The sequence below is a fragment of the Streptomyces sp. TRM68367 genome (assembly GCF_014495685.1).
Lineage (GTDB): Bacteria > Actinomycetota > Actinomycetes > Streptomycetales > Streptomycetaceae > Streptomyces.
This window is the reverse complement of record NZ_JACTVI010000016.1, coordinates 1-16,534: the sequence shown is the minus strand read 5'-3', so window position 1 is coordinate 16,534 and position 16,534 is coordinate 1. Positions and strand designations below refer to the sequence as shown.

Here is a 16,534-nt window from a genome sequence, read left to right as displayed (position 1 = left end):
CCCCTACGCCGCGGCCTCCCCCGCCAGCGTCGCCTCCCCCGCCCGCCGCTCGAACTGCGTGCGGTACAGCTCGGCGTAGCGGCCGCCCGCGGTCAGCAGCTGGTCGTGAGTGCCGTGTTCCACGACGCGGCCGGCCTCGATCACCAGGATCTGGTCGGCGGCGCGGACCGTGGACAGGCGGTGGGCGATGACCAGTGCGGTCCTGCCCTCCAGTGCCTCGGTGAGTGCTTCCTGGACGGCCGCCTCCGAGGTGTTGTCCAGGTGGGCGGTGGCCTCGTCGAGGATCACCACGCGCTGGCGGGCCAGCAGGAGCCGGGCGATGGTCATGCGCTGGCGTTCGCCGCCGGAGAGGCGGTATCCGCGTTCGCCGACCACCGTGTCGAGGCCGTCGGGCAGGGACCGAACGAGGTCGTCGAGGCGGGCGCGGCGCAGGGCGTCCCACAGGTCGGCGTCGGTGGCGTAGGGGCGGGCCAGCAGGAGGTTGGCGCGAACGGTGTCGTGGAAGAGGTGGCCGTCCTGGGTGACCATGCCCAGGGTCGCGCGCAGGGACGAGGCGGTCAGGTCGCGGACGTCGACGCCGCCGATGCGCACGGCGCCGTCGTCGACGTCGTACAGGCGCGGCAGCAGCTGCGCGATGGTCGACTTGCCCGCGCCGGAGGAACCGACGAGTGCCACGGTCTGGCCGGGTTCGGCGCGGAAGGAGACGCCGTGCAGGACTTCGGCGCCGCCTCGCGTGTCCAGGGACGCGACCTCCTCCAGGGAGGCGAGGGAGACCTTGTCGGCGGACGGGTAGCCGAAGCGGACGTCGTCGAACTCCACCGTCACGGGGCCGTCGGGGATGTCGCGCGCGTCCGGCTTCTCCTCGATGAGCGGCTTCAGGTCGAGCACCTCGAAGACCCGCTCGAAGCTGACCAGCGCGCTCATCACCTCCACCCGGGCCCCGGCGAGCGCGGTCAGCGGCGCGTACATACGGGTGAGCAGCAGCGCCAGGGACACGACCGCGCCCGGTTCCAGGCTGCCGCGCAGGGCGAAGAAGCCGCCGAGGCCGTAGACCAGGGCCAGCGCCAGGGCGGAGACCAGGGTGAGCGCGGTGATGAACGCCGCCTGGGCGGTGGCCGTGCGGACGCCGATGTCGGCGACCCGGCGGGCGCGCACCGCGAACTCCTCCGACTCCTCCTCCGGGCGGCCGAAGAGCTTGACCAGCGTGGCGCCGGGCGCGGAGAACCGCTCGGTCATCCGGGTGCCCATCGCCGCGTTCAGCGCCGCCGCCTCCCGCTGCATCCGGGCCATGCGGGCGCCCATGCGCCGGGCGGGCAGCACGAACACCGGCAGCAGCGCCAGCGCGAGCAGGGTGATCTGCCAGGACAAGGTCAGCATCACGACGAGCGTGAACACCAGCGTGACCAGGTTGCTGACCACGCCGGACAGGGTGTTGCTGAAGGCCCGCTGCGCGCCGATGACGTCGTTGTTGAGACGGGAGACCAGCGCTCCCGTACGCGTGCGGGTGAAGAACGCCACCGGCATCCGCTGCACATGATCGAACACAGCCGTCCGCAGATCGAGGATCAGCCCCTCACCGAGCCTCGCCGACAGCCTCCGGGAGAGGATGCCGAGCGCGGCCTCCGCGACCGCGATGAGCGCGATGAGCAGGGCGAGGTGTACGACGGTTCCCTCGTCGCCGTCCGACACGATCGCGTCGACGACCTGCCCGGCCAGTACGGGTGTGGCGACGGCGAGCAGGGCTGTCACCACCCCGAGCAGCACGAACAGGGTGATGCGTCCGCGGTGCGGGCGGGCGAAGGCGCCGATGCGGCGCAGCGTCGCGCGGGCAAAGGGGCGGCTTTTGTGCTCGGCGTTCAGCACGCCGTGCAGCTGTGTCCAGGCTGTGGTCTCCATGCTCATGGCAGCGACGGTAGGACCTCAAGCTTTGTTGAGGTCAAGGGCGGCAAGGTACGCTCCGGCCCAGCCCGCGCGTTTCTCCGCCCGGCGTCCCCCCGTGCAAAGGCTCCGATGGCTTCGACTCCCCGCCCGCTGTCCGTCCGTAAGCCGCCGTCCGCGCTGCCGCAACCCGCAGTTGGCGCGGCGGGGCGAGCCTGTGCGGGTGTGACAGCGGTACAACTCCCCGACAGTCCGCCCGAAGCCCCCGATACCCCTCGGCGGCTCCCCCGTCGCGTCCCGGTCCGCCGTATCCGCCAGGTCCTGTGCCTGCTGCCGCTCGTGCTCGTCGCCGTGGTCGCGGTGCAGCACCGAGATGTGCTCGCGGCGGGCTTCGCCCATCTGGGCAGCGCCGAGTGGCCCTGGCTGCTGGCCGCGGCCGGCGCGACCTGTCTGACCTGGGTCGCCGCGGCCTGCACCCGGCAGGGCGCGGTGGTCGAGGCGCTCCCCAAACGGCGGCTGCTGGCCACGCAGTTCGCGGCCGGCGCCGCCAACCACCTGCTGCCCACCGGCCTCGGTGCGAGCGCGGTCAACCTGCGGTTCATGACGGTGTGCGGGCTGCCGCTCGCCCGCTCCTCGGCGGCTCTCGCGCTGTATCTGCTGGCCGAGTCGATCGGCCGGGTGGCCCTGCTGGGCGCGCTGCTGATCGCGTTCCCCGGCGCGCTGCGGCTCGGCCCCCTGCTGCCCGAGGGGGCCGTCGGCCCGCTGCTGCTCGGGATCGGCGCGGCGCTGGTCGTGGCGGTGGCCGTCCTCGTGTGCGTACGGCGGCTGCGGGCGGGCGCGGTCTCCTTCCTGCGCACGGCGCTCGGCGAAGCCCGCACGGTGCACACCCGTCCGGCGCGGGCGCTCGCCCTGTGGGGCGGTTCGCTCGCCTTCCCCGCGCTGCAGGCCGCGTGCCTCGTCCTGGTCGGGCTGGCGTTGGGGCTGCCGGTGCCGCCGGTGCACATGGCGCTCGCGTATCTCGCGGCGACGGTCGCCGTCGCCCTGGTGCCCACGCCGGGCGGCGTCGGCTCGGTCGAGGCGGCGCTGGTCGTTGCCTTGGTGGCGGTGGGCGGCCCCGCGGCCGTGGCCACGGCGGTGGTCCTGGCCTTCCGGATCATCACCGTCTGGCTGCCGCTGCTGCCGGGGGCGCTGACGCTGGGGGCGCTGGTGCGGCTGAAGGTGATCTGAAGGCCGTACGACCATGCCGTTCCGCGTCGCAGACGCCTTACCTCCGGGGCCCGGACCAGGCTGCCCCCGCGAGCCAGTCGCTGACGGCGCCGGCCACGTCCGCGCCCTCGCGCGCCGCTCGCGCCGCGGGCTCCCCCGCGTGCAGCAGGCCGCCGGCGGCGAACACGCCGGGGCGTGAGGTGCGCAGGGCGGCGTCGACAGCGGGGCCGCCCGGGCGCGGGGCGAGGGCGCACCGCCGCTCGGCAGTGGAAGCCCTGGCAGCGGCCCGCCCGGGCGCGAGTGCGGCGGCGCAACCCGTCCAGAGTGCGCGGCGGGATCGTACTGGCGCGGGCGTCGCGGATCTCGCCGCACGAGACGCGCTCGCAGTGGCAGACGAGGGTGCCGTACTCCGGGTCGGCGGCGATCAGGTCGGGCCGCTGTTAGGGACGCGGGAAGGCCTCGCCCAGGTTCGGCATGCGCACCGGCTCCAACTCCTCCTCCGGGCCCGCTTCCAGGCCGCCGGCCACCAGCAGGTCCGTCACGTGCGCGGCGAGGGCGAGCGAGGCGGTCAGGCCGGTGGAGCGGACGCCGCCGACGGTGACGCAAGCATGGTCGGGGTGGGCGCGGATGCAGTAGTCGTCGTGCTCGGTGGCGGCGCGCAGCCCGGCGTACACGGCGGTGACCTCCTCGTGAAGCAGGTCGGGCAGGATGCGGCGGCCCTTCTCGCGCAGCAGCGCCAGGCCGTCGGCCATGGAGCCGGTGGCCGTCTTGTCGTCCAGGTCCTCGGCGGTCGGGCCGAGCAGGACGTTGCCGTACACGGTGGGGGCGACCAGGACGCCCTTGCCGAGGGCCGTGGGCACCGGCAGGAGGATGTGGCGGACCAGGTCGCGGGCGAGTTTGTCGTGGACGATGAGCTGGCCGCGGCGCGGGGTGACGGTGAAGTCGTGGTGGCCAAGCCGCCGGTCGAGGGTGTCGGCGTGCAGGCCGGCCGCGTTGACCAGCCAGTGGGTGCGTGGCGTGCCCCGGGGCGTGGTCAGGTGATGCAGGTCGCCTTGTCGACTTGTCTGCCGGACGGGCGAGTTGAGGTGCAGGTCCACGCCGTGCCGCACCGCCTGGGTGGCGTACGCCAGGGTGGTCGTCCACGGGCAGATGATGCTCTCGCCGGGCACGTGCAGGGCGCCGAGCGCGCCGGGGCCGAGGCGGGGTTCGCGCGCGTACACGTCGGCGGGGCCGATCAGGCGCGTGTCCCGGTAGTCGTTGCGTGCGGCCTTCTCGGCGAGCCGGGGCAACGCGGCGAGCTGTTCCTCGTCCCAGGCGACGAGCAGCGCGCCGACCGGTTCGACGGGGATGCCGGACTCGGCGGCGTACGCGGCGAGCAGGCGCGCGCCCTCGCGGACGAGCCGGGCCTCCAGCGTGCCGCGCGTCGCGTCGAACCCGGTGTGCAGGATCGCGGTATTGGCCTTCGAGGTGCCCTGGCCGACATCGTCCTGCGCCTCGACGAGGGCCACGCGCAGCCGCGGGCGGCGGGCCAGTTGGCGGGCGATCGCGCAGCCGACGACCCCGGCGCCGACGATCCACGACCCGCCTACGATCCCGCCGGACACGACGCGGCCCTGCGCCGGGGGACGCGTCCGAGTTCGCGTCCTCGCATGCGGAACGAGTCGCCTTTGAGCCCTGCAGGAGGTGCGCGCCGGGCGCTGGATGTCGATGCGCGCGCTGCTGGAGGAGACCGCGGGCTGGTGGCAGTGGACGCAGCGCACCCAGGTTCTCGCCGCCGCGGTGGCCGGCACCGATGTGGTGGCGGCCTGGCGCGCGGAGGAGCCGGACAGCGTGCCCGCCGCGGTGATGCACGCCCGGGGCGCCGTGGAGCGCGCGCTGCGGGCGCACCGCGAGGGTCACCGCCGTACCGACGAGCTGTGGTCGGAGGCCTGGCACGGGACGGACGCGGCGGCGCGGGCGGCGCCGTACGACCCGGTGCCGTGGGTGTGTCTGCCGGCGCTGGCCCGGCTCGACCGGGACTGCGGCAACGCCGAGGTCGCCGCGGCCAGCCGCATGGTGTTCGCGTTCAGCCGGGACCGCGCGCTGCCCGGCTCGGCGCTGTGGCGCAGGGTCTCCAGCCGCACCCAGACCCCTCTCCCGGCCGCCTGGCTGTCGGTGGCGGTGCCCTGCGTCCTCGCGCTGCCGTCGCTGTACTCGGAGACCGCGTACGGCGCGGTCACCGCCATCAACGTCATCGGTATCACGCCCTTGCTGCGCCTGCGCGCCGGTGGCCGTTTCCGGCCCGGCCCCTGGAACCTGGGCCGGTGGAGCAAACCGATCGGCTGGATCGCGGTGACGTGGGTGGCCTTCGTCACGGTGCTGTTCTGCCTGCCGCAGTCGTCGCCGGTGACGGTGGACACGATGAACTGCGCCTCGGTGGCGCTCGTCGCCGTACTCGTCCTGGCCACCGTGTGGTGGTTCGTCGCCCGCCGTTCGTACGGGACGCCCACGACCGCGGCGTACGGATCCGACCGTGACCAGGGCGGATCTGGCCGAGGGCATCGTCTGAGCGCTCGTATCATCACCGGGAGAGTGGCCGACGGCCCGCTTCGAACTCACGTGCCGGATGCGGCAGGATGAGCCCTCGCGCCGGTCACGGGGGCCAGGCGGCGGCGCGCCGGCAATCCCGGAATCCAGGCATTCGGACAGGTGACGACGTGACGAGACTGCACATCCGGCCGGCGGCGAGGACCTTCGCCGCAGCTCTTTCTTCCGGAGGTGACCGGTGAACCGCGGCCTGACGGTCGACGACCTGGTCCTCGCCGGAATCGCGCTGTTCTCCGGTCTGGTGGGGGCCTTCCTGCTGCGGGTGCTGCTGCGCTGGCTGGGCAAGCACGCCGGCCGCACCCGCTGGAACGGCGACGACGTGATCGTGGACGCGCTGCGCACGGTCGTGCCGTGGATCGCGGTCACGGCCGGCGTGGCGGGCGCGGCGGCGGCGCTGCCGCTGACCGGGTCGGTGCAGCACCACACCAACCAGGTGCTGACCGTGCTGCTGATCTTCGTGGCGACCGTGACGGCGGCCCGGGTGGTGGCCGGGCTGGTGCGAGCCGTCACCGTGTCCCGCTCCGGGGTCGCCGGATCGGCCACGATCTTCGTCAACATCACCCGGATCCTGGTCCTGGCGATCGGCTTCCTGGTGGTGCTGCAGACGCTCGGCATCTCCATAGCGCCGATGCTCACCGCTCTCGGCGTGGGCGGCCTGGCGGTCGCGCTGGCCCTGCAGGACACCCTCGCGAATCTCTTCGCGGGCATCCACATCCTCGCCTCGAAGACCGTGCAGCCCGGCGACTACATCCGCCTAAGCAGCGGCGAGGAGGGCTACGTCGAGGACATCAACTGGCGGCAGACGACGGTCCGCGCGCTGTCCAACAACCTGATCGTGATCCCCAACGGGGAACTCGCGAGGTCGAACATGACCAACTACATGCGTCCCGAGGAGCGGCTGACCATCCTGGTCCAGGTGGGCGTCGCCTACGACAGCGACCTGGACCACGTGGAGCGGGTGACCAACGAGGTCATCGCCGAGACGATGGCCGAGGTCGAGGGCGCCGTCCCGGACCACGAGCCGATCATCCGCTTCCACACCTTCGGCGAGTCCAGCATCGACTTCACGGTGATCCTGGGCGTCGGCGAGTTCAGCGACCAGTACCGGATCAAGCACGAGTTCATCAAGCGCCTGCACCGCCGCTACCGCGAGACCGACATCGGCATACCGTTCCCGCAGCGCACGCTGACGGTCCAGTCGGGAGCGGTCGCCATTCCGCAGCAGCGGGCGGGCGACGGGATCGTGCCGGGCGGGGCCGCCGTCCTGTACGACTGAGGGGCGGCGGAGCCTGCCCCGGGGCACGTGAGGACTGCCTCACGTGCCCCGCACGTCTTTTTCCCCCGGTCCGCCGAAGAGCTGCCCGGACCCCTGTCGAGCCGGGGTCGATCACGAGATATCTTGATGTCGAGCAATGTTGCAGACGTGGAGCGGAGCACCCGGTGACTGACTCGACCATCATCTACACGCACACTGACGAGGCCCCGGCCCTGGCGACGTATTCCTTCCTGCCGGTGGTCCAGGCGTACGCCTCGCAGGCGGGTGTCGCCGTGGAGACGCGTGACATCTCGCTGGCCGGGCGCATCATCGCCGTGTTCCCGGAGTACCTGACCGAGGACCAGCGCGTCCCGGACGCCCTGGCGGAGCTGGGCGAGCTGGCCAAGACGCCCGCGGCCAACATCATCAAGCTGCCGAACATCTCGGCGTCCATCCCGCAGCTGAAGGCCGCGATCGCCGAGCTGCAGGCCCAGGGCTACGCGCTGCCGGACTACCCGGACGACCCCAGGACCGACGAGGAGCGGGAGATCCAGGCCCGCTACGACAAGGTCAAGGGCTCCGCGGTGAACCCGGTGCTGCGTGAGGGCAACTCCGACCGCCGCGCCCCGGCCTCGGTCAAGAACTACGCCAAGACCCACCCGCACCGCATGGGCGCCTGGACCCCCGAGTCCAGGACCAACGTGGCGACCATGGGCGTGGACGACTTCCGCTCCACCGAGAAGTCCGTGGTGATCGCCGAGGACGGCGCCCTGCGCATCGAGCTGAAGGGCGACGACGGCTCCACCACCGTGCTGCGCGAGTCCGTACCCGTCCTCGCCGGCGAGGTCGTCGACGCCTCCGTGATGCGCGTCGCCGCGCTGCGCGAGTTCCTGACCGCGCAGGTCGCCCGCGCCAAGCAGGAGGGTGTGCTGTTCTCCGTGCACCTGAAGGCCACGATGATGAAGGTCTCCGACCCGATCATCTTCGGCCACGTGGTGCGCGCCTTCTTCCCGAAGACCTTCGCGCAGTACGGCGACAAGCTCGCCGCGGCCGGCCTGACCCCGAACGACGGTCTCGGCGGCATCTACAAGGGCCTGGCGGGCCTGCCGGAGGGCGCCGAGATCAAGGCCTCCTTCGACGCCGAGCTGGCCGAGGGCCCCGAGCTGGCGATGGTCGACTCCGACAAGGACATCACCAACCTGCACGTCCCGTCGGACGTCATCGTGGACGCCTCCATGCCGGCCATGATCCGCACCTCCGGCCACATGTGGGGCCCGGACGGCCAGGAGCACGACGCCCTCGCGGTGCTGCCGGACTCCAGCTACGCGGGCGTCTACCAGGCCGTGATCGAGGACTGCCGCGCCAACGGCGCCTACGACCCGTCGACCATGGGCTCGGTGCCGAACGTCGGCCTCATGGCGCAGAAGGCCGAGGAGTACGGCAGCCACGACAAGACCTTCGAGATCCCGGTCACCGGCACGGTCCGCCTGGTCGACCAGGCCGGGAACGCCGTCATCGAGCAGACCGTCTCCGCCGGTGACATCTTCCGCGCCTGTCAGACCAAGGACGCCCCGATCCGCGACTGGGTCAGGCTGGCCGTCACCCGGGCCCGCGCCACCGGCGACCCGGCGGTGTTCTGGCTGGACGAGACCCGCGCCCACGACGCCAACCTGATCGCCAAGGTCAGGCAGTACCTGCCGGAGCACGACACCGAGGGCCTGGACATCCGGATCCTCAACCCGGTCGAGGCGACGAAGCTGTCGGTGGAGCGCATCCGCCGCGGCGAGAACACGATCTCCGCGACCGGCAACGTCCTGCGCGACTACCTCACCGACCTGTTCCCGATCCTGGAGCTGGGCACCAGCGCCAAGATGCTGTCGGTCGTCCCGCTGATGGCGGGCGGCGGCCTGTTCGAGACGGGCGCCGGCGGCAGCGCGCCGAAGCACGTGCAGCAGCTGGTCAAGGAGAACTACCTGCGCTGGGACTCGCTGGGTGAGTTCTTCGCCCTGGTGCCGTCCCTGGAGCAGTACGCCACGGTCACCGGCAACGCCCGCGCCAAGGTGCTGGCCGACGCCCTCGACCGCGCCACGGCGACCTTCCTCAACGAGGACAAGTCCCCGACCCGTCGCGTCGGCGGCATCGACAACCGCGGCAGCCACTTCTACCTGTCGGTGTACTGGGCGCAGGAGCTGGCCAGGCAGACCGACGACGCAGAGCTGGCCAAGGCCTTCGCCGCGATCGCCGAGACGCTCGCCGCCAACGAGCAGAAGATCGTCGACGAGCTGAACGCCGTCCAGGGCAAGCCGGCCGAGATCGGCGGCTACTACCAGCCCGACCCGGCGAAGGCCGCCGCGGTCATGCGCCCGTCCGCCACGTGGAACGAGGCGCTCGCGTCCCTGAGCTGACGCACCCGGCCCGACAGGGCCGTACCACCCCTTCCGCCCCGGCCGGCGCACCGCCCTGCCGGGGCGGAGTCATGCGGTGGGCAGAGATACGGGCGGGGCAAGCCATGCCGGCGGTCCGGGCGAGGTGAGTTCGAGGTCGGGCCTGTGGGCCAGATCCTCGATCTCCCGGTCGACCGCCTCGCTCATCGTCGCGCCGAACGGTTCGTCCTGGTGGATCGCGGCGACCCTGAACACGCCCGCCCTGCGGTCGGCCGTGGCGTCGAGCGAGGTCGGCGGTGCGTCCGCGGTCGTGGATCAGCCGGTCGAAGGGCGAGAGCAGGGCGGCGCGTCCGGTGAACGGCTGCCCGAGCCGGGCGGGGCATCCTGCTCCACGCCACGAGGTCGGCGCTGGGCGCGACGGTGGCGGTCGGGTCGATCTGCAGCAGCGTCAGCCGCCGTGCGTCGGCGCCGGGGGACCTTGTGTACGGTCACGCCCACGAGGCTGGGCGAGGGATCTGACAACGCCCCCGGCTCTTCGGCATGTGGCACCGTGATCATGCCGTACGACACCGACCACGCCTCTGGAGCGGCCCCATGACCGACGCCCCGGCCTCCTTCGAGCTGCTGCCCGGCGCCGACGACTCCCCCGTGATCCTCCATGTGCCGCACTCCGCGCGGGAGATACCCCCCGACGTGCGCGCGGGGATCGTGCTGGACGACGGGGGGCTGGAGCGGGAGCTGGACCACATCACCGACGCGCACACGGCGGAGATCGCCGAGGGGGCGGCCGGATTGTGCGGGGTGGCGCCGTGGCGGTTCCTGAACCGGCTGTCGCGGCTGGTGGTCGACCCGGAGCGGTTCCCGGACGAGCGGGAGGAGATGCTGGCCGTCGGAATGGGCGCCGTCTACACGCGGACCACGCACCGGGCCGTACTGCGGACCGCGGCCACCGATCCCGGGCCGCTGGTCGAGCGGTACTTCCGGCCCTACGCGCGCGCGATGACCGAGGCCGTGGCGGACCGGCTCGCGGCCACGGGACGGGCCGTGATCATCGACGTGCACTCCTACCCGACCGCCCCGCTGCCGTACGAGCTGCACGGCGAGGGCCCGCGCCCGCCCGTCTGCCTGGGCACCGATACCTTCCACACGCCGCCCGCGCTGCTCGACGCGGCCCGGAAGGCGTTCGCCGGGTGCGGGGAGACCGGGCTGGACAGCCCGTTCGCGGGGACGTACGTCCCGCTGGAGTTCTACAGCACGCGGCCCGAGGTCGCCGCCCTGATGGTGGAGATCCGCCGGGACACGTACATGACCGAGCCGGGCGGCCCGGCCGGACCCGGTCTGCACCGGCTCGCCACGGCGCTCGCGGCCCTCGTCGACGCCGTGCACGGCTGACCACCGGCCGGAGCACTCCCGCGCGACAGGCGGACGGGGCCCGGCGAGGGGGTGCGGAGGAGACCACCACCAGCTGACCGGCCGCGCACTTCAAGCCCCGGCCGGGCTCCCCGGCGTTCGCCGACCAGCCCGGCCACACCCGGCTGCGGCGGGCGGTCGCCGGTGCGTTCACCGCGAGGTCATGGCGGCGGGGAGGCCGTCACCCACTACTGCGGGCAGATGCCGTGCCTGCTGCTGACCCGGCCGGAGCTGATGCGCCGGACGCGGGAGCGGCCCAGGGCGCGCGGCGCCGTCCTGGACGAGCCGCTGCGGTACGTCCCGCACCGCAGCTCCGTCGGCCTGGCCCGAACGATGATCCGCGGAACGCCGGCCCTGCCCTGCACGTGGTGAGCAGGGCGTGCGTCACGCGCGCAGCCACTCCGTCACGACCACGTCCCGGCCGGCCCGCAGGCGCAGTGCGAACGGGCCGGCGGGCGGTGGGTCGCCGGTGAACCGGCCCATGTCGTCGGCGGTGAGCGCGGCGGCCTGCTGCGGGCCGCCGAGCACCTCGATCCGGGCGGGCTGCGGTGGCAGCACCTGCCCGATCAGGCCCTGCGCGGACACCTCCACGTCCACGGTCACGTCGCCCGCGCGGAAGGTCAGCATCCGCGGCGGGTCCGCCGCTCCCCTGACCGGGATGGCGTCGGTCAGCGAGTCGAAGGTCAGCTCGGCGATCCGGGCGTCCAGGTCGCGCAGCGCGAAGGCCTCGACGGCGATCTGCCGGAGGTCGTCCGGGACGGGATCCAGGACGGCGGCGGCCTGCCGCAGCTCCTCCTCCAGCAGCTCCGCGTCGACGTCCGTGAAGTCCCGGCCGTTCCCGGTGACTTCGCCGAAGGCGCCCTCGTCGAAAGCATCCTCAGCATCCTCGTCGTGCATGCCGCTCACATCGCCCCCCGCGCCTCGAGCCGGGCCCGCAGGCGGCGCAGACAGCGCTGCCTGAGCGGCCCGATGCTGCCCACCGCGATACCCAGGGCGGCGGACACCTCCTGGTAGCTGGGCGGCGGCGAGGCCATCAGCACCCGCAGCAACTCCCGGCACCGCTCGCCCAGTTCCTCGAACTCCTGCCACACCCGCCGGATCCGCTCGCTCTCGGCGGCCGCCTCCTCCGAGTCGAGCAGCGACTGCTCCGGCGTACGGTCCTCGCTGACCCGGTCCAGCAGCTGCGGATCGTCGGTGGGCGTCAGCCGCCTCAAGCTCCGCAGCACCTTCAGGCACTCGTTGCGGGCCGTGCTCGCCAGCCACGCGCCCGCCTTGTGCGGCTCACGGATCCGCCCGAGGTGCTGGGCGAAGCGGAACCAAGCGGTCTGGTACACCTCGTGCGCGTCCGCGTCGGAGAGCCGGTGGGCGCGCACGACGGACCACACCAGCGGGCTGAGCCCTTCCACCAGCGCCTTCCAGGCCGCCGCGTCACCGTCGGCGGCGGACTGGACGAGCGCCCCGACATCCATACGGTCCACGGCCCCACCCCTCGTGTACGGCAAGTCATCGTACGCCGTGGAGGGGGCTGCTTCGGTCCTCATGCGCCGGTGGGGAGGGACTCGACGGCGACCGGGCTCCAGGTGGGCGGCAGCAGCGCCGGTACGTGGGCGCCACGCACCTCCGCGACGTCGGCGACGGCCGCGAGCAGTTGCCGCCGGGCCGCGCGCGGGTCGGTCTCCTTGTGCGCGGTCATGTGGGCGGCGATCATCCCGGCGACCACGGGGGTGGCGAACGAGGTGCCGCTCCACTGCGCGAACCCCTCGAACATGACCTGGTCCGGCTTGTTGGCGGCGGTCTGGTCGCTGAGCACTCCGGTGTGGCGCGGGTGCCGGCAGGTGCAGGCGTAGCCGAAGCCGAACCGGCAGGCGTCGTACGTGGAGTGCTGGTAGATGTACGGCACCGGGGTGTCGAAGCCGGTGAGGGCGCTGGTGAGGCGCTCGCCGGGGGCGTAGACCCGCACCCAGGAACCGTGGTTGCTGAAGCAGGCGCCGAACTCGCCGTCGCCGCGCAGCGCGCCGACCGACAGCACGGCGTTCTCGTAGCCGGGCAGGGTGGCGTAGGCGGCGGGCCAGAAGGGGGTGGCGCTGGCGTTGTTGCCGGCGGCGGCGACGAGCAGGGTGCGCTGGGCGCGCAGTTCCCGCACGAAGGTCTCGAGGCCGAGCAGGCCGTCGGTACGGCCGTTGGAGGTGCCGGCGGACAGGCTGAGCACGTCGGGCCAGCCGTCGTCGACGGCCTCGAAGAGCTTCTGGCCGAACTCGGACTCCAGGATGGCGCCGGCGTCGGTCAGGGCGTTGCTGACGGTGATGTCGGTGTTGGGGGCGACAGCCGCGACCAGTCCGGCGATGAACGTGCCGTGGCCGACGTACTCCTGCAGGACGCCCTTGTCGTCGCACTCCGCGGTCTGGGCGTCGCCGTGGGTGTGGGCCAGCAGCGGGTAGCAGCGGTAGTCGTGCACGAGGCCGGTGTCGACGACGAGGACGCCGACGGCGGTGTCCGGATCGTGGGAGGCTTCGGCGGCGGCCGGGTTCGGCGGCTGGCTGAGCGGGGCCGGTACGGGTTCGTCGCCGGGGCAGGCGTTGACCGCGATGTGCACCACGTGGTTGCGGGTGACCAGCCGGCGCCCGGCCCGGACCTCCTGCTCGCGCACGGCCCGCAGCGCCCGCGCTACGGTGCGATCGGCGCCCCGGCCGCCCTCGCCGGGGTCGCCGACCCTGATGCGGGTGATGCCGCTGCGGTTGGTCCCGGGTCCCGCCCGGCGTACCTGGTTCTGGTCGAGGTCGGCGGCTGCCGTGAAGTGCGCGCGCACGGAGTCCTCGACGAGCCGGGCCTCCTCGCCGTCGCGGACGAGGACGACGCCCTTCTCGTAGAGGAACTCGGCGGAGTCGTCCGGTCCCATCGCCAGGGGGATGTCGGGCATCGAGCGCTGGATCTGGTCGAACTGCTCATGGAATCGCTGTGGTGCCATGGCGTGTCCTCCCGCTGAGACGACGGTGTCCGTCCGGGTCGCGGTGTGCACGGCCCGGACGGGCCGCGAGGCGGCTGCGGCCGCGGGCGGTCGTTGGTCAGAGCCACGGGGCCGTCGTTTGATACAGGGTCAAACCAGTGTGGTGGGCAAGCGTGGCGACTACCATCCGAGGGGTGACAGCGGGAAGCGACTCGGTTCTCGAACTGCTGCCGATGGTGTTCGCCGACCCGGGCGAGGCGCTGGCCCGGGCGGAGAAGGTGCTCGACGCCGATCCCGGACCGCTGCACGCCTCGATCGCCCACCAGGTGATCGGCATCTGGCAGCGGGACTTCGGCGATCTGAGGCTCGCCCTGACGCATCTGCGGCGCGCCCGGGACCTGGCGGCGCGCGCGGAGTCGGCCGACCGGGAGGCGGACATCCTCGGCACGCTCGGCGTGGCGCTGGTGCACGCGGGCCGTACCCGGCAGGGGCTGGCCGCGTTCGAGCAGGGGGTCGGGCGGGGCAGCGGGCACACCAGGGCGCGGGTGCTGTACAAGCGGGCGTACGTGTGGTGGGTGCTCGGCCGCCACCGGGAGGCGCTGGAGGACGTACGGCGGGCCGTCCCCGTGCTGCGGCAGGCGGACGATGTGATCTGGACGGCGCGAGCGCTGACCCTGCGGGCCACCGTGCATCTGGCGCTCGGCGCGGTGGAGCGGGCGGACGCCGACTTCACGGCGGCGGAGGCGCTGTGGGACACCACGGGCCAGGAGCACGACAAGGCGGACGCGGTGGAGAGCCGGGGGCTCGCGGCGTTCCGGTCCGGGGACATCCCGGCGGCGCTGGCGCTGCTGGACGAGGCGGAGGAGCGGTACGCCAAGCTGGGCACCCCGACGTTCATGCTCAACATCCGGCGCTGCGAGGTCCTGATGGCCGCCGGGCTCGCCCCCGAGGCGCTGGCCGAGGCGGACGGGGCGATCGCCGCGCTGGACGGGATCGGCGGGCAGTCGACCCGCAAGGCCGAGCTGCTGCTGGCCGCCGCGAAGGCGGCCCGCCTTGCGGGCGATCCGCAGACCGCGATCGCCCGCGCGGCCCTGGCGGTACGGCTGTTCGCGGGGCAGCGGCGCACCTGGTGGGAGACGCACGCCCGGCTGGTGCTGATCGAGGCGCGGGCGGCCGCCGGGCGCGGCTCGGGCCGACTGGTCGCGGAGGCGGCCTCGGTGGCCGAGAAGCTGGCCTCCTTCGGCGCGCCGGCCGCCCCGGAGGCCTCGCTGCTGGCCGGCCGGATCGCGCTGGACCTCGGCTGGACGGCGGACGCGGAACGGCATCTGGCCGTCGCCGCCCGCAGCAGGCGCAGCGGTCCGCCGCTCGCCCGGATGACGGGCTGGGTGGCGCAGGCGCTGCGCGCGCAGGCGGCCGGGTCGGCGCGGGGTGTGCTGGAGGCGGGCCGGCGCGGCCTGGACGTGCTCGACGACCACCGGATGACCCTGGGCGCCTCCGAACTGCGGGCCCGGGCCAGCGCGCAGGGCGCGGAGCTGGCCGCGCTGGCCCAGCGGGCCAGTCTGGTCTCCGGCGGGCCGCGCCGGCTGCTGCTGTGGAGCGAGCGCTGGCGGGCCACCGCCCTGTCGACGCCGCCCACCAGGCCGCCCGCCGACCATGCGCTGCTCGGCGAGATGACCGCGTTCCGGGAGATCGCCGCGCGCGCCGAGGCCGCCCGCATGGAGGGCCGGCCCGTGCCGGCCCTGGAGCGGGAGCAGCGGCGGCTGGAGCGGGAGATCCGCGCGCGGACCCTGCACCTGAGGGGCGCGGCGCCCGGCGGCGGTGACCGGTTCGACGTGGGCAGGCTGCTGCGGCGGCTGGGCGACGACGTACGGCTGGTGGAACTCGCCGTGCTGGACGGGCGGGTGCACGTGCTGCTGTGCGCGCAGGGTCGGGTGCGGCGGTTCGAGGCGGGGCTGCTCGCCGAGGCGGAGACGGAGGCCGAGCACGTGCAGGCCGGGCTGCGGCGGCTGGCGCATCCGGGTGCCGAGGCGCGGCTGCCGCTGGTGGAGGCCGCGGGGCGGCGTCTGGAGGAGCTGTTGCTCGGCCCGGCGGCGGCGCAGCTGGGGACCGGCCCCGTCGTGGTCGTACCGCCGGGGCGGCTGCACCGTGTGCCGTGGGCGCTGCTGCCGTCTCTGCGGGAGCGGGTGCTGAGTGTGTCGCCGTCGGCGAGCAGCTGGCTGCGCGCCCGGGAGACCGCGCCGCCGCCCGGTGGCCGCCAGGTGCTGGTGCGCGGGCCCGGCCTGGCGACCGGTGGTGTGGAAGTGGCCGAACTGGCCGACCGGTACGCCGGTGCGGCCGTCCTGGAGGGCGCCGGGGCGCGGGTGCCGCGGGTGCTGGAGGAACTCGACGGCGCGGCGCTGGCGCACATCGCCGCGCACGGCACGTTCCGCGCCGACAGCCCGCTGTTCTCCGCGCTGCGGATGGCCGACGGGCCGATCGTCGTGCACGACTTGGAGCGCCTGGACCGCAGCCCGTACCGGATCATCCTGTCCTGCTGCGACACCGCCCGGTTCGCGTCGGTGGGCGCCGACGAGCTGCTCGGCCTGGTCACGGCGCGCTGCCGCTCGGCACGGCGGGCGTGGTGGCGTGCAGCGCGCCCGTCAACGACGCCGCGGTGGTGCCGCTGATGCTCACCCTGCACAAGGGGCTCAGCGCCGGTCTGTCGCTGGCGGAGGCGCTGCGCGACGCCCGTGCGGCGCTGCCGGGCGACGCGCTGCACCAGGCCACGGGGTGGGCGTTCACGGCGTTCGGGGCGGCCTGACCCGCCCCCCGCGCGGGTCAGGCCGCCCCGAAGTCTCAGGCCGACTGGGCGTCCGGCAGCTCCACCAGCCA

The 16,534-nt window shown here is 73.7% G+C and carries 9 protein-coding genes and 4 pseudogenes; 7 read left to right on the top strand and 6 right to left on the bottom strand.

Annotation, left to right across the window (positions count from 1 at the left end; genetic code table 11):
• Positions 1 to 3: 3 nt before the first annotated feature.
• On the bottom strand, positions 4 to 1,896 hold the full coding sequence (locus tag H8R17_RS13605; protein ID WP_187823522.1) for an ABC transporter ATP-binding protein: 1,893 nt from the start codon (positions 1,894 to 1,896) through the stop codon (positions 4 to 6).
• 207 nt (positions 1,897 to 2,103) lie between these two features.
• On the opposite strand from H8R17_RS13605, the gene H8R17_RS13600 reads away from it, so the two are divergent.
• On the top strand, positions 2,104 to 3,105 hold the full coding sequence (locus H8R17_RS13600; RefSeq protein ID WP_316959397.1) for a lysylphosphatidylglycerol synthase transmembrane domain-containing protein: 1,002 nt from the start codon (positions 2,104 to 2,106) through the stop codon (positions 3,103 to 3,105).
• Between the two features lie 227 nt (positions 3,106 to 3,332).
• Here H8R17_RS13600 and H8R17_RS13595 read toward each other — a convergent pair.
• A pseudogene (locus H8R17_RS13595) lies at positions 3,333 to 4,688 on the bottom strand (FAD-dependent oxidoreductase); the annotation flags it as partial.
• Positions 4,689 to 5,103: 415 nt separating this feature from the next.
• On the opposite strand from H8R17_RS13595, the pseudogene H8R17_RS13585 reads away from it, so the two are divergent.
• The 3 genes and pseudogenes from H8R17_RS13585 to H8R17_RS13575 all read left to right on the top strand — a co-directional run.
• Positions 5,104 to 5,632 (top strand): annotated as a pseudogene (locus tag H8R17_RS13585) (amino acid permease); the annotation flags it as partial.
• Positions 5,633 to 5,848: 216 nt separating this feature from the next.
• Positions 5,849 to 6,946, top strand: a complete 1,098-nt coding sequence (locus H8R17_RS13580; RefSeq protein ID WP_187823428.1) for a mechanosensitive ion channel family protein — start codon at positions 5,849 to 5,851, stop codon at positions 6,944 to 6,946.
• Between the two features lie 164 nt (positions 6,947 to 7,110).
• A complete protein-coding gene (locus H8R17_RS13575) occupies positions 7,111 to 9,330 on the top strand; it encodes an NADP-dependent isocitrate dehydrogenase (protein WP_187823427.1) in 2,220 nt (739 codons plus the stop codon).
• A gap of 69 nt (positions 9,331 to 9,399) precedes the next feature.
• Here the strand turns inward: H8R17_RS13575 and H8R17_RS13570 are convergent, their stop codons facing one another.
• On the bottom strand, positions 9,400 to 9,564 hold the full coding sequence (locus H8R17_RS13570; RefSeq protein ID WP_187823426.1) for a hypothetical protein: 165 nt from the start codon (positions 9,562 to 9,564) through the stop codon (positions 9,400 to 9,402).
• A gap of 339 nt (positions 9,565 to 9,903) precedes the next feature.
• On the opposite strand from H8R17_RS13570, the gene H8R17_RS13565 reads away from it, so the two are divergent.
• On the top strand, positions 9,904 to 10,701 hold the full coding sequence (locus H8R17_RS13565) for an N-formylglutamate amidohydrolase (protein ID WP_187823425.1): 798 nt from the start codon (positions 9,904 to 9,906) through the stop codon (positions 10,699 to 10,701).
• A 186-nt stretch (positions 10,702 to 10,887) separates the two neighbouring features.
• Positions 10,888 to 11,049: pseudogene (locus tag H8R17_RS49205) on the top strand (cytochrome P450); the annotation flags it as partial.
• A gap of 54 nt (positions 11,050 to 11,103) precedes the next feature.
• Here the strand turns inward: H8R17_RS49205 and H8R17_RS13555 are convergent.
• The 3 genes from H8R17_RS13555 to H8R17_RS13545 are packed head-to-tail and all read right to left on the bottom strand — an operon-like array spanning position 11,104 to position 13,684.
• A complete protein-coding gene (locus tag H8R17_RS13555; RefSeq protein ID WP_187823424.1) occupies positions 11,104 to 11,616 on the bottom strand; it encodes a hypothetical protein in 513 nt (170 codons plus the stop codon).
• Positions 11,617 to 11,621: 5 nt separating this feature from the next.
• The gene (locus H8R17_RS13550) at positions 11,622 to 12,260 is read right to left on the bottom strand and encodes an RNA polymerase sigma factor (protein ID WP_187823423.1); all 639 of its coding nucleotides are present in this window, start codon (positions 12,258 to 12,260) and stop codon (positions 11,622 to 11,624) included.
• A complete protein-coding gene (locus H8R17_RS13545; RefSeq protein ID WP_187823422.1) occupies positions 12,257 to 13,684 on the bottom strand; it encodes a S8/S53 family peptidase in 1,428 nt (475 codons plus the stop codon). The genes H8R17_RS13550 and H8R17_RS13545 overlap by 4 nt, the downstream gene beginning before the upstream one ends.
• 212 nt (positions 13,685 to 13,896) lie before the next feature.
• Here H8R17_RS13545 and H8R17_RS13540 point away from each other — a divergent pair.
• Positions 13,897 to 16,463: pseudogene (locus H8R17_RS13540) on the top strand (CHAT domain-containing protein).
• Positions 16,464 to 16,534: the final 71 nt, after the last annotated feature.

Excerpts from the sequence above, each read along its gene's own strand:
- H8R17_RS13555 (WP_187823424.1), bottom strand. The coding sequence starts at position 11,616 with ATGCACGACGAGGATGCTGAGGATGCTTTCGACGAGGGCGCCTTCGGC.
- H8R17_RS13605 (WP_187823522.1), bottom strand. The coding sequence starts at position 1,896 with ATGGAGACCACAGCCTGGACACAGCTGCACGGCGTGCTGAACGCCGAG.
- H8R17_RS13565 (WP_187823425.1), top strand. The coding sequence starts at position 9,904 with ATGACCGACGCCCCGGCCTCCTTCGAGCTGCTGCCCGGCGCCGACGAC.
- H8R17_RS13550 (WP_187823423.1), bottom strand. The coding sequence starts at position 12,260 with ATGAGGACCGAAGCAGCCCCCTCCACGGCGTACGATGACTTGCCGTAC.
- H8R17_RS13545 (WP_187823422.1), bottom strand. The coding sequence starts at position 13,684 with ATGGCACCACAGCGATTCCATGAGCAGTTCGACCAGATCCAGCGCTCG.